This is a genomic window from Amycolatopsis sp. NPDC003731 (assembly GCF_053586895.1).
In genome coordinates, this window is record NZ_JBSFNC010000012.1 from 1 (window position 1) to 12173 (window position 12173).

Annotated in this window: 11 protein-coding genes; 3 read left to right on the top strand and 8 right to left on the bottom strand. The window is 72.8% G+C overall.

Annotated elements, in window-relative coordinates; all coding sequences use genetic code 11:
• The first annotated feature begins 162 nt into the window (after positions 1 to 162).
• Positions 163 to 717: a transposase gene (locus tag ACWDN5_RS07515; protein ID WP_449675245.1), complete on the top strand. Its 555-nt coding sequence runs from the start codon at positions 163 to 165 to the stop codon at positions 715 to 717.
• A gap of 10 nt (positions 718 to 727) precedes the next feature.
• On the opposite strand, the gene ACWDN5_RS07520 is transcribed toward ACWDN5_RS07515, so the two are convergent.
• From ACWDN5_RS07520 to metH, 4 genes are read right to left on the bottom strand one after another with little or no spacing between them, the layout of a single operon-like run.
• Positions 728 to 1213, bottom strand: a complete 486-nt coding sequence (locus tag ACWDN5_RS07520) for a methylated-DNA--[protein]-cysteine S-methyltransferase (protein ID WP_449675247.1) — start codon at positions 1211 to 1213, stop codon at positions 728 to 730.
• Positions 1214 to 1230: 17 nt separating this feature from the next.
• Positions 1231 to 2694 carry an AlkA N-terminal domain-containing protein gene (locus ACWDN5_RS07525; RefSeq protein WP_449675249.1) on the bottom strand — a complete coding sequence of 488 codons (1464 nt, stop codon included), beginning with the start codon at positions 2692 to 2694 and terminating at the stop codon, positions 1231 to 1233.
• A gap of 58 nt (positions 2695 to 2752) precedes the next feature.
• Positions 2753 to 3385 carry an HAD family hydrolase gene (locus tag ACWDN5_RS07530; protein ID WP_396136953.1) on the bottom strand — a complete coding sequence of 211 codons (633 nt, stop codon included), beginning with the start codon at positions 3383 to 3385 and terminating at the stop codon, positions 2753 to 2755.
• Positions 3386 to 3432: 47 nt separating this feature from the next.
• On the bottom strand, positions 3433 to 6987 hold the full coding sequence (gene metH / locus ACWDN5_RS07535) for a methionine synthase (protein WP_449675251.1): 3555 nt from the start codon (positions 6985 to 6987) through the stop codon (positions 3433 to 3435).
• Positions 6988 to 7025: 38 nt separating this feature from the next.
• On the opposite strand from metH, the gene ACWDN5_RS07540 reads away from it, so the two are divergent.
• Positions 7026 to 7931 (top strand): PAC2 family protein, encoded by a 906-nt coding sequence (locus ACWDN5_RS07540; protein WP_086839241.1) that lies wholly within the window; start codon positions 7026 to 7028, stop codon positions 7929 to 7931.
• Between the two features lies 1 nt (position 7932).
• On the opposite strand, the gene ACWDN5_RS07545 is transcribed toward ACWDN5_RS07540, so the two are convergent.
• Entirely contained in the window at positions 7933 to 8835 is a 903-nt protein-coding gene (locus tag ACWDN5_RS07545; RefSeq protein ID WP_449675253.1) for a phosphotriesterase family protein, read from the bottom strand.
• Positions 8836 to 8873: 38 nt separating this feature from the next.
• On the opposite strand from ACWDN5_RS07545, the gene ACWDN5_RS07550 reads away from it, so the two are divergent.
• Entirely contained in the window at positions 8874 to 9419 is a 546-nt protein-coding gene (locus ACWDN5_RS07550) for a CGNR zinc finger domain-containing protein (protein ID WP_449675255.1), read from the top strand.
• Here ACWDN5_RS07550 and ACWDN5_RS07555 read toward each other — a convergent pair.
• The 3 genes from ACWDN5_RS07555 to ACWDN5_RS07565 form a co-directional block, all read right to left on the bottom strand.
• Positions 9414 to 10247: a metallophosphoesterase family protein gene (locus tag ACWDN5_RS07555; RefSeq protein ID WP_449675257.1), complete on the bottom strand. Its 834-nt coding sequence runs from the start codon at positions 10245 to 10247 to the stop codon at positions 9414 to 9416. The two genes, ACWDN5_RS07550 and ACWDN5_RS07555, sit on opposite strands and share 6 nt — an antisense overlap.
• Positions 10248 to 10335: 88 nt before the next feature.
• Positions 10336 to 11568, bottom strand: a complete 1233-nt coding sequence (locus ACWDN5_RS07560) for an MFS transporter (RefSeq protein WP_449675259.1) — start codon at positions 11566 to 11568, stop codon at positions 10336 to 10338.
• On the bottom strand, positions 11565 to 12152 hold the full coding sequence (locus ACWDN5_RS07565) for an ArsR/SmtB family transcription factor (protein ID WP_449675261.1): 588 nt from the start codon (positions 12150 to 12152) through the stop codon (positions 11565 to 11567). Before ACWDN5_RS07565 ends, ACWDN5_RS07560 begins: the two co-directional genes overlap by 4 nt.
• Positions 12153 to 12173 lie beyond the last annotated feature (21 nt).

The window sequence follows — 12173 nt, forward strand, 5'->3', positions numbered from 1 at the left end:
AGCCAGCTGGACCTGCCGATCAGCCTGGCGTTCCTGCGCCGGTTCCCGTCCGAGGCCAAGCCCGCCTGGCTTTCCCCGTCGAGAATGGCGCACTGACTCAAGGCCCACAGCTACAGCGGCCGCCAGAGCGCCGCCGACCTCAACGCCCACCTGCGAGCGGCAGTGACCGGACACACCACCGGGCCCGCCGCCGAGGCCGGCGAAGTCATCGTGCTCACCCTCGTCGACCTCCTCAGCCACCTGCGCACCCGGCAAACCGACCTCGAAACACGCATCAAAGAAGCGCTGCTGGCCCACCCCGACGGCCCGATCTTCCAGTCCCTGCCCCGAGCCGGGACCGTCCGCGCCGCTACCCTGCTCGCCGAAATCGGTGACTGCCGAGCCCGCTTCCCCGACGCCCAAGCACTGGCCGCCGCCGCCGGAGTCGCGCCCTCAACCCGCCAATCCGGCAAACACCGCACCGTCGCCTACCGTCGCGGCTGCAGCAAACAGCTCCGCGCCGCACTCATCGACTGGGCCCAAGACACCCCACGCGCCAACGCCTGGGCCCACGACACCTACTACCGGGCCCGCCAACGCGGCTGCCGCCACCCCCACGCAGCACGGATCCTGGCCCAGGCCTGGGCCAGGATCGTCTGGCGCTGCTGGCACGACCACCAGCCCTACAACCCCGGCCTACACCGCCGACTCAACACCCTCCCCCAACAAGCCGCTTGACATAGGGCTCTCAGAAGAGCGCGCCCTGTTCGAAGTCCAGCAGGTACCGCTTGCGCTCGAGGCCGCCGCCGTAGCCGGTGAGCGAGCCGGTGGAGCCGACCACGCGGTGGCACGGGACGATGATGCCGATCGGGTTCTTGCCGTTGGCCAGCCCGACCGCCCGCGACGCCGCCGGCTTGCCGAGCCGGTCGGCCAACTGGCCGTAGGAGATCGTCGTGCCGTACGGGATCTTGCGCAGCTGGGCCCAGACCGACTGCTGGAACGGCGTGCCCACGAACGTCAGCGGGACTTCGAACTCGTGGCGTTGCCCGGCGAAGTACTCCTTCAGCTCGGTCTCGGCGCGGTCGAAGATCTCAGCACCGGGGTCGTGGGCGCCGAAGGTCAGCTCGTCCGGGCGGTGACGCTGGTCGACCATGTAGAGGCCGCAGAGCGTGGCGCCCTCGGCGACCAGCGTCAACGGGCCGCAGGGGCTGTCGACGACGGCGTGGGTGCGCATCGGTTCTCCTGTCGGTTTCATGCCGCGGGCATCCGGTTGATCGCGTGGTCACCGGTGGCCCACAGGTGCTGGGTGGCGTAAGCGCGCCAGGGGCGCCACGCCGCGGACCGGACGACGACGGCCGCCTGGCCGCCGAGGCCGAGGGTCTCCGCCGCGTACTTGATGCCGAGGTCGGTGGGGAGGAACGCGTCCGGGTCGCCGAGCGCGCGCATCGCGATGGTCTCGACCGTCCACGGCCCGAAGCCGGGCAACGCGCTCAACGCGGCCCGTGCCGCCTCCCAGTCGCTGCCCGCGCTGAGGTCCAGCCCGTCCGTCAACGCCTCGACCAGCCCGAGCAGCGTGCGACGGCGACTGCGAGGCATGGCCAGGGTTTCGGGGTCCAGCGAAGCCAGCGCCGCCGGGGACGGGAACAGGTGCGTCAGGCCGCCTTCGGGGTCGTCGACCGGTTCGCCGTGCGCGACGACGAGCCGGGCCGCGTGGGTGCGGGCCGCCGCCGTCGAGACCTGCTGGCCGAGCACCGCCCGCACGGCGAACTCGGCGCCGTCGACGGCCCGCGGGACCCGGCGGCCGGGCGCGGCCGCGACCAGCGGGGCGAGCAGCGGGTCGGTGGCGAGCTGCTCGTCGACGGCGACCGGGTCGGCGTCGAGGTCCAGCAGCCGCCGGCACCGGCTGGTCGCGGCGGGCAGGTCCCGGAGGTCGGCCAGGCTGAGCCGGCACGCGATGTGCCCGTCCTCGGGCCGCAGCGCGACGACGCCGTGGCCGTGCGGCAGCCGCAGCGTCCGGCGGTAGGCGCCGTCCCGCCACTCCTCCACGCCCGGCACGCCGGTGGCGACCAGGTGCCCGAAGAGGTTGTCCGGGCACAGCGGCTTCCGGTACGGCAGCCGCAGGACGAGCGCGCCGGGGGCCGCGGTGGGCCGGCCCTTCGCGCGCTGCCGCAGTTCGGTCGGCGAGAGCGCGAACACCTCGCGGACGGTGTCGTTGAACGTCCGGATGCTGCCGAACCCGGCGGCCAGGGCCAGCTCGGTCATCGGCAGCGTGGTCGTCTCGATCAGCGTCCGCGCGGTCTGCGCGCGCTGGGCCCGGGCCAGCGCCAGGGGTCCGGCGCCGAGTTCGGCGAACACCTGGCGTTCGACCTGCCGGACGCTGTAGCCGAGGCGGGCGGCGAGGCCGCGGACGCCTTCGGTGTCGACGATGCCGTCGGCGATGAGCCGCATCGCCCGCGCGACGAGGTCGGCGCGTTCGTTCCACAGCGGCGAGCCCGGGCTGGCGTCGGGGCGGCAGCGTTTGCACGCCCGGAACCCGGCCTGCTGCGCGGCCGCGGCGCTCGGGTAGAAGCTCATGTTCTGCCGCTTGGGCGGTACGACCGGGCAGCTGGGCCGGCAGTAGATCCGGGTGGTCAGGACCGCGCAGTAGAACCACCCGTCGAACCGGGCGTCCTTCGCCTGCACGGCCCGCACGCACCGTTCGAAGTCCTCATGCACCACGCCAGCATCGCGGACTCCGGCGGCCCGGGCTAGCGGAAAAGCGACATGGTCGTGGTCAGCCGAGCAGGGCCGCCAGCGCCGCCACGTCGATGCCGGTCAGGGAGTCGCGGAACACCCGCCGCTCCCCCGTCTCGACCTCGACGTCGTTGGGGACGACCAGTACCGTGCAGCCCGCCGCGACCGCCGAAGCCGTGCCCGGCGGCGAGTCCTCCACCGCGACGCAGCGCTCCGGCGAAACGCCGAGCAGCTCGGCCGCCTTGAGGTACGGGCGCGGGTGCGGCTTGTTCAGGCCTTCGACTTCGTCGCCGCACACGGTGACGTCGAAGAAGTCCCGGCCGATCGTGTTCAGCGCGAGTTCGGTCAGTTCGCGCTCGGTCGAGGTGACCAGCGCCGAGCGCAGGCCCGCCTCGCGCACCGCCGTCAGGGCTTCGCGGGCGCCGGGGCGCCACGGCAGCTCGTCGTCGAAGAGCCCGGCCGTGCGGCGGCGGATCTCCGCCCCCGTCGACGCGATCGCTTCCGGCGTGACCGGAAGGCCGACCACCTCGAGGAGGTAGGCCGAGGTGTCGTCCATGTTGGACCCGACGAGCGTCATCCGCTGCTCTTCGGAAAGCTTGCCGCCGAGGAACTCCGCTGTCTCGTAGAGGGCGACGTCCCACAGCTTCTCGGAATCGACGAGCGTGCCGTCCATGTCCCACAACACGGCGTCGAGACCGTCCACAGTGGATTCCCTCCGGATCAGGTGTTGAAGTACTTCGCTTCGGGGTGGTGGCAGACGATCGCGTCGGTCGACTGCTCGGGGTGCAGCTGGTACTCCTCGGACAGCTTCACGCCGATCCGGCCCGGTTCGAGGAGGGCGACGATCTTCGCCCGGTCTTCGAGGTCGGGACAGGCGCCATAGCCCAGGGAGAACCTCGCCCCACGGTAGCCGAGCTCGAAGAAGTCCTCGACGTCGTCGGGGTCCTCTGAGGCGACCGCCACACCGCCGGGAAAGGTCAGCTCACCGCGGATGCGGCAGTGCCAGTACTCGGCCAGTGCTTCGGTGAGCTGGACGCCGAGGCCGTGGACCTCGAGGTAGTCGCGGTAGGCGTCGGCCGCGAACAGCTCGTTCGCGTAGTCCGCGATCGGCTGGCCCATGGTGACGATCGTGAGCGGCACGACGTCGACTTCGCCCGAGTCCCGCGGCCGGTAGAAGTCGGCCAGGCAGAGCCGCCGGTCGCGCCGCTGCCGCGGGAAGGTGAACCGAACCCGCTCCGGCGCGTCGAGCGACGGCTCGGTGAGCACGACCAGGTCGTCGCCCTCGGCGACGCACGGGAAGTAGCCGTAGACGACGGCCGCGTGGGCGAGGACGCCGTCGGCGGTCAGCCGGTCGAGCCAGTACCGCAGCCGCGGCCGGCCCTCGGACTCGACGAGTTCGTCGTAGGTCGGCCCGGCACCGCCGCGGGCGCCCTTGAGCCCCCATTGGCCCATGAAGGTCGCGCGCTCGTCGAGCATCGCGGCGTAGTCGGCGAGCGCGACGCCCTTGACCACCCGCGAACCCCAGAACGGCGGGCTCGGCAGCGGGACGTCGGTGGCGACGGCCGAGCGCGCGGGCGGCGGCCCTTCGAGGGCTTCTTCCTCGGCCTTGCGGGCTTTGCGCGCCTCGGCGATCCGCAGCGAGCGTTCGCGGCGTTCCTTGCGCTCCTGACGCTTTTTCTCCGCGTCGGCGTCCACCAGCGGCGACTCCCCGCGCTTGGCGGCCATGATCGCGTCCATCAGCCGCAGGCCTTCGAACGCGTCCCGCGCGTACCGGACGTCGCCGAGGTAGAGCTCCGTCAGGTCGTTCTCCACATAGGACCGGGTGAGCGCGGCGCCGCCGAGCAGCACCGGCCAGCGCGCGGAGACGCCCCGGGAGTTCATCTCCTGGAGGTTCTCCTTCATGATCACCGTGGACTTCACCAGGAGCCCGGACATCCCGATCGCGTCCGCGCCGTGCTCGGCGGCCGCGTCGAGGATGGTCGTGATGGGCTGCTTGATGCCGAGGTTGACGACCTCGTAGCCGTTGTTGGACAGGATGATGTCGACGAGGTTCTTGCCGATGTCGTGGACGTCGCCGCGCACGGTGGCCAGCACGATCCGGCCCTTGCCGGAGTCGTCGCCGGACTCCATGTGCGGCTCGAGGTGGGCGACGGCGGCCTTCATCACCTCGGCGGACTGGAGCACGAACGGCAGCTGCATCTGCCCGGAGCCGAACAGCTCGCCGACGGTCTTCATCCCGGACAGCAGCGTGTCGTTGATGATCTGCAGGGCCGGCCGCTGCTCCAGGGCCGCGTCGAGGTCGTCGGTGAGGCCGTTGCGTTCACCGTCGACGATCCGGCGTTCGAGGCGTTCGAACAGCGGCAACGCGGCCAGCTCCTCGGCGCGTGACGCCTTCGACGACGCCGCGCTGACGCCCTCGAACAGGGCCATCAGCTCCTGCAGCGGGTCGTACCCCGGACGGCGGCGGTCGTAGACGAGGTCGAGGGCGACCGCGCGCTGGTCGTCCGGGATGCGGGCCATCGGCAGGATCTTCGACGCGTGCACGATCGCGGTGTCGAGGCCGGCCTGCACGCATTCGTGCAGGAACACCGAGTTGAGCACCTGCCGCGCGGCCGGGTTGAGGCCGAAGGAGATGTTCGACAGCCCGAGCGTGGTCTGGACCTCGGGGTGGCGGCGTTTGATCTCGCGGATGGCTTCGATCGTTTCGATGCCGTCGCGGCGGGACTCCTCCTGGCCGGTGGCGATGGTGAAGGTGAGGGCGTCGATGATGACGTCGGAGGTGCGCAGGCCCCACTTGCCGGTGATGTCCCCGATCAGCCGGGTGGCGATGTCGGCCTTCTTCCGCGCGGTCCGGGCCTGGCCTTCTTCGTCGATGGTGAGCGCGACGACCGCGGCGCCGTACTCGCTGACCAGGTCCATGACCTGGGTGAACCGGGACTCGGGGCCGTCGCCGTCCTCGTAGTTGACGGAGTTGACCGCACACCGGCCGCCGAGGCGTTCGAGGCCCGCGCGCAGCACGGCGACCTCGGTGGAGTCGAGCATGATCGGCAGCGTGGACGCGGTGGCCAGGCGCCCGGCGAGCTCGGCCATGTCCGCGGTGCCGTCGCGGCCGACGTAGTCGACGCACAGGTCGAGGAGGTGGGCGCCGTCGCGGGTCTGTTCGCGGGCGATCTCGACGCAGTCCTCCCAGCGGCCGTCGAGCATCGCGGTGCGGAAGGCTTTCGAGCCGTTGGCGTTGGTCCGCTCGCCGATCATCAGGACGCTGGCGTCCTGCTTGAACGGCACGGCCTGGTAGAGCGACGACACGCCGGGTTCGGGCCGTGGCCGCCGGGGCACCGGTGCCGTGTCCGCGACGGCCGCGGCGAGCTGCCGGATGTGTTCGTCGGTGGTGCCGCAGCAGCCGCCGACCAGGCCGACGCCGAATTCTCGGACGAACCCGGTCAGCGCCTCGACCAGGGCTTCCGGGCCGAGCGGGTAGACCGCGCCGTCCGGGCCCAGCTCGGGCAGGCCGGCGTTCGGCATGACCGACAGCGGCACCCGGGCGTGCTTGGCGAGCTGCCGCAGGTGCTCGCTCATCTCGGCCGGCCCGGTGGCGCAGTTGAGCCCGATGACGTCGATGCCGAGCGGTTCGAGCGCGGCGAGCGCCGCGCCGACCTCGGTGCCGAGCAGCATGGTGCCGGTCGTTTCGACGGTGATCGAAACGAGGATCGGCACGGACCGGCCCTCCGCGGCCATCGCCCGCTTGGCGCCGATGACCGACGCCTTCGTCTGGAGGATGTCCTGGGTGGTCTCGACGATCACCGCGTCGACACCGCCGGCGAGCAGGCCGCGGACCTCCTCGCGGTAGGCGTCACGCAGCGTGGCGAAGGGCGCGTGGCCGAGCGTCGGGAGCTTGGTGCCGGGCCCGACCGAGCCGAGCACGAACCGGGGGTGGCCGGGCGTCGCGAACTCGTCGGCGGTCTCGCGGGCCAGCCGGGCGCCGGCCTCGGCCAGTTCGAAGATCCGGCCGGTGATGTCGTACTCGGCGAAGTTGGCGAAATTGGCCCCGAAAGTGTTGGTCTCGACGGCGTCGGCGCCCGCTTCGAGGTACCCGCGGTGCACCGAGCGGACCACGTCCGGCCGGGTGACGTTGAGGATCTCGTTGCACCCTTCGAGACCGCCGAAGTCGTCCAGGCCGAGGTCGTGGGCCTGCAGGGCGGTGCCCATCGCCCCGTCGGCCACCAGGACACGCGAACGGAGGGCGTCGAGGAACGGTGACGACAGGCGGTCGGACATGCTGAACAGCGTAGAGCCGGTGGTCGTAGGCTGGTCCGGTGAGTGAGCCCGTCGACGAGACCCCGCGGCCGCCCGGCGGCCGCCCCGAACCCACCCGGCCGCTGATGGTGGTCGCCTTCGAAGGATGGAACGACGCGGGTGACGCGGCCAGCCGGGCGGTCGAGCACCTGCAGCTGAACTGGGACGCCACCCCGCTGGCGGAACTGGAGCCCGACGACTACTACGACTTCCAGGTCAGCCGCCCGACCGTCCGGATGGTGGACGGCGTCACTCGACGGGTGGACTGGCCGACGACGCGGCTGTCGGTGTGCCGCCCCGACGGCTTCGACCGCGACGTGGTCCTCGTCCAGGGCCCCGAGCCCAACATGCGCTGGCGCGCGTTCTGCGCGGAGCTGCTGGAGCACATCCAGCAGCTCGACGTCGCGACCGTGGTGACGCTGGGGGCGTTGCTCGCCGACACCGCGCACACCCGGCCCGTCCCGGTCACCGGAACGGCCTACGACAAGGACACGGCCTCGCTCTACGGCCTCGACCTGAACAACTACCAGGGCCCGACCGGCATCGTCGGCATCCTGCAGGACTACTGCGTGCAGGCGGGCATCCCGGCGGTGTCGATCTGGGCCGCGGTGCCGCACTACGTGTCGCACCCGCCGTCGCCGAAGGCGACCCTGGCGCTGCTGCACAAGCTGGAGGACATCCTCGACGTCGAGATCCCGCTGGGCGCGCTGCCCGAGCAGTCCGAGGAGTGGCAGCGCACGGTCAGCGAAATGGCCGACGAGGACGAGGAGATCAGCGAGTACGTCCGCAGCCTCGAGGAGCGCGGCGACGCCCAGAGCGAGGTCGCGGAGCAGGACGTGAGCGGCGACAAGATCGCCGCGGAGTTCGAGCGCTACCTGCGCCGCCGCGGCCGTGGCGGCGGGCAGGAAGGCTTCGGCCTGCGCTGAGTCACCGGCGCCAGCTGGTGGCGAACGCCCGCGCGGGGTTCGCCACCAGCATGGCCGTGACGACGTCGCCGCCGAGCCGCCGGGCCAGCCGTGGCGCGAGCGTGGTGAGCAGGTAGGCCGCGCCCGGCTGGAACCGGGCCGCGGCCGTCGTGGTGTCGCCGCCCAGCAGGATCCGCCCGCCGTGCCCGGCCTCGACGAGCGCTTCGAGGCCGTCGAAGAGCCGCTGGTCGGTGCCGTGGTTGGCCCGCGACGGGCCGTCGAAGCCGAGGAACACGCCGGTCTCGGCGATTTCCCGCTGCAGCGGCGCGTCCGGGTTCCGGTTCAGGTGCCCGAGGATCACCTTTCCGGGTGAAACACCGAGCTTGCCGCAGAGCAGGTCGACCGTCTCCAGGCCGGCCGTGCCCAGTTCGAGGTGCACGGCGATCGGCGCGCCGGTCTCCTCGTGGGCGACCGCGGCGGCGGTCATCGTCAGCCGGGCGTGCGCATCGATCGTGTGGAAGGCGCCGGCGACCTTGATCAGCCCGGCGCGCGGTGCGGCGGTCCCGGTCAGGTCTTCGACGAAGACGCCGGCGAGGTCGTCGACGAGCCGGCTCAGCGCGGCGGGCGCGTAGTGCTCGGCGCGGTGCAGACCGGTGGCGCCCACCAGGTGGACGCCCGTCTCCCGCGAGATCCGGGCGAGCTCCGGCATCCGGCGGCCGAGCCCGTGCGGCGTCCACTGGACGAGGGCCGCGCCGCCCGCCGCCTTGAAGTGGAGGACCTGCTCCATGGCCGGCTCCCGGCCGTCGAGCTCCTGGCCGGGCAGCAGCTTCGAGGCGAAGAAGAGGTGGTCGTGCGAGTTCGTCACGCCCAGTTCGGCCGGGTCGATGTCGCCCAGCACCGTCCGGACCTCGGGTTCCCCAGTCACGAGGCCGAGTGTAACGCCTAAGCCGTTACACTGGCGAGGTGTCCGAAGACTTCCGCCTCGACATGGGCGCACCCTGGCTCAACCTGCTGGCGACCCGCGGCCGTCACTTCGGCGCGCAGCCGGTCGAGCGGCTGCCGACGCCCGCGCGGCTGCGCGAGTGGCTCGCTCTTTCCGAGCTGACCCCGCTCGCCCCGGTCACGGACACCGACTTGGACCGGGCCCGCGAACTCCGCGAGACACTCCGGCCGCTGGCACTGGGCGCGGTCGACGGCCTCGCGCCGACCGCGGAGCAGGTCCGGGCCCTGGCACGGGCGCTTGCCCGGGAGCCGGTGCACCTGGCGGCGCTGGAGAGGCTGCACCGGAGCGCCCCGCCGACCGCCGCGGCCGCCTTGGCCCGGCTGGCCCACCAGGCCACGGACTGGCTCACCGGCCCCCTGCGGCACGACCTGCGGGCCTGCCCCGAGCAGGACTGCCGCGGGGTGTTCGCCGACCCGGGCGGCCGGCGGCGGTGGTGCCCGTCCCCGGCGTGCGCCAGCCGGGGGCGGGTGCGCGCCCTCAGGGAGCGGCGGCGCGAGGGATCATGACGGCCACAGGATGCGGCGCATCGGCACCGCACCCCGGGCCCGCTTGCGCCACTCGCGCGGATAACCCAGCGAGACCTCTTCGAACCGGACGCCGTCGGCCTCGGTGCTGCGCGGGATGTGCAGGTGCCCGTACACCGCGATCTCCGCGCGGTAGCGGACGTGCCAGTCCTCGGTCTTCGTCGTGCCGCACCACAGCGCGAACTCCGGCCAGTACAGCGGCGCGGTCGGGTGGCGGTGCAGCGGCCAGTGGGACATCAGGATCGTGCCGTGGTCCTCTCCGATTGCGTCGAGGCGCTCGGTGCTGATCTTCAGCCGGTCCGCGCACCACGCCTGGCGGCTGGGGTACGGGTCCGGGTACAGGAAGTACTCGTCGGTGCAGACCACGCCGGCCTCGCGGGCCTGGCGCAGGGCCTCCTCCAGGGACTTGCCCTCGGCCTCCGGGGTCCGCCAGCTGTAGTCGTAGAGCAGGAACAGCGGGGCGATCGTCAGCGGCCGCGGGCCGTGGGTCCAGACCGGGAACTCGTCCTCCGGCGTCAGGACGCCGATCTCGCGGCACTGCTCCACCAGGTACTCGTACCGGGCCTGGCCCCGCAGCTGGCAGTCGTCGTTCTTCGTCGTCCACAGCTCGTGGTTGCCCGGCACCCAGACGACCTTGGCGAACCGGCTGCGCAGCGTCTTCAGCGTCCCGATGGTGGCCTCGGCCAGCTCGGCGACGTCGCCGGCGACGAGCAGCCAGTCTTCGGGGGTTTCCGGGACGACGGAGTCGAGGATGGGGCCGTTGCCCTCGTGGGTCACGTGGAGGTCGCTGGTGGCGAACAGGTGCGGCACCCCTCCACCGTAACCACCGCGGCCAGGGTGGTTGCGCGAAACCTGCGGATCGCTTCGCGCCGGGCGCCGGCGGCATCACGTCCGCGCTCTACGACCTTGCCGACGCCGCCGCCCGGCAGGCCGGCTGCCGGGTCCATCCCCGGCGCGGGAGCAGCATCAGCAGCCCGGCGACGACGTAGACGCCGGCCTGGGCGTTCAGCAGGACGGCGGGCCCGGTCGTCGCGACGAGCGCGCCCGCCAGCAGCGCGCCGGCGGTCGTGCAGGCGGCCACGGCGGCGAACGTCGTGCTCAGCACCCGGCCGGCGCGCTCGGGTGCCACCGCGCTCTGGATCTCGGACAGCACCCCGGCGCCGACGGCCACGCCCGGCGCCCCGACCACGACGAACAACCCGACGTACAGCCCCAGCGCCGTCGTGACCAGCGAGAGGTTCCAGATCAGCGCGGACACCAGCCCGAGCCCGAGAGAACCCCAGCCCAGCAGCGCCGCCGGTGCGACGCGCCGCGCCACGGTGGCCAGGGCGAACCCGGCGGCCAGCCCGCCGATCGCCTGCACGCCCCGCAGCAGGCCCGCGTCGGCTTCGCTGCCGCCGAGCACGTCGAGGACGTAGACCACGAACAGCACCAGGAACATGCCCTGCGCCAGCGACGTGAACACCAGCGCGAGCCCGGTGCGCCGCAGCCGCGGGTTGTGCGTCAGCTCGCGCAGGCCGGCCAGCCAGGCGCGCACCACCGGTTCCCGCGCCGCCACCGGGGCCGGCGCGGCCACCCGGCGGAACGGCTTGGCCAGCAGGGCCGCGGCCACCACGAGGACGGCCAGGTAGCCGGTGATGACGTCGGTCAGCCCGCCGAAGCCCAGCAGGGCACCCCCGGCCCAGCCGCCGGCCAGCCGGGCGACACTGCCGTTCACGCTCATCAGCCCGTTGGCCGCGGTCACCTCCGCGACGCCGACCAGTTCCGGCACCAGCGCGTTGCGCGCGGGTTCGAACACCGACGCCAGCGCCGCCTGGGCGGCCATCACCGCGTAGACCACGGTGACGCCGGGCTCGGCCAGCAGCGGCAGCGCCACCACGGCGAGCCCGGCGCAGACGCCGAAGAGCACCGCGCGGCGATTCCACCGGTCGGCGACGACACCGGCGACCGGGCTCAGCAGCACCGCGGGCAGCAGCCCGAGCACGATGCTCAACGCCGTCGTCGCGGCGGAGCCGGTGCGCTGGAAGACGTAGACGGGCAACGCCACCTGCAGCATCCACTCGGCCGTCTCGCCGAAGAAGGCGGCCACCCACAGCCGTGCGAACGCCGGAATCCCCAGCAGCTGCTTCATTCCTCCGCCTTCCCCGAGTGTTCGATGCGCGGGAACGCCCGCAGGCCGACGTGCACCGGGCGCGCTTCGGCGGGGGCGTCCGTGCGGATGGCGCCGACGTACGGCCGGACCAGCGCGTCGATCGCCTCGGTCAGCCGGGTCAGCTCCGCCGGCGTGACGCGCAGCGCGTAGGTGGCCAGCCCGGTCGCGGCGCGCCAGGCCGGGTCGAGGTCGTCGAAGGAGTCCAGGTACCGCTGGGTCAGCTCCTGCTCGTGGCTCAGCTGCGCGCCGACCACGCCCAGCTGCGCGGCCCGGTGCGCCGGGTCGTCGGCGGGCTCCCCCAGCTCCAGGCCGACCTGCCGGGCGCGCCACGGCCGCTCCCGGCCGTCCTCGGCGTCGGCCCGCTCGACCAGGCCGTACTGCGCCAGCTGCCGCAGGTGCCAGCTGCAGTTGGACGCCGTCGAGCCGACCGCCTCGGCGCACTCGCTCGCGGTGCGCGGGCCGACCGCGGTCAGGTGGTTCAGCAGCGCCGACCGCAGCGGGTGCGCCAGCGCGCGCAGGAGCTCGACGTCCTCGATCCGCTTGCGCGGTGGCAGCCCGGCCATCGGTCGTCCAATCTGAAAGAA

Coding starts and splice junctions, on each gene's coding strand:
- ACWDN5_RS07520 (WP_449675247.1), bottom strand. CDS start 1,213: ATGCGCACCCACGCCGTCGTCGACAGCCCCTGCGGCCCGTTGACGCTG.
- ACWDN5_RS07530 (WP_396136953.1), bottom strand. CDS start 3,385: ATGGACGGCACGCTCGTCGATTCCGAGAAGCTGTGGGACGTCGCCCTC.
- metH (WP_449675251.1), bottom strand. CDS start 6,987: ATGTCCGACCGCCTGTCGTCACCGTTCCTCGACGCCCTCCGTTCGCGT.
- ACWDN5_RS07560 (WP_449675259.1), bottom strand. CDS start 11,568: ATGAAGCAGCTGCTGGGGATTCCGGCGTTCGCACGGCTGTGGGTGGCC.
- ACWDN5_RS07565 (WP_449675261.1), bottom strand. CDS start 12,152: ATGGCCGGGCTGCCACCGCGCAAGCGGATCGAGGACGTCGAGCTCCTG.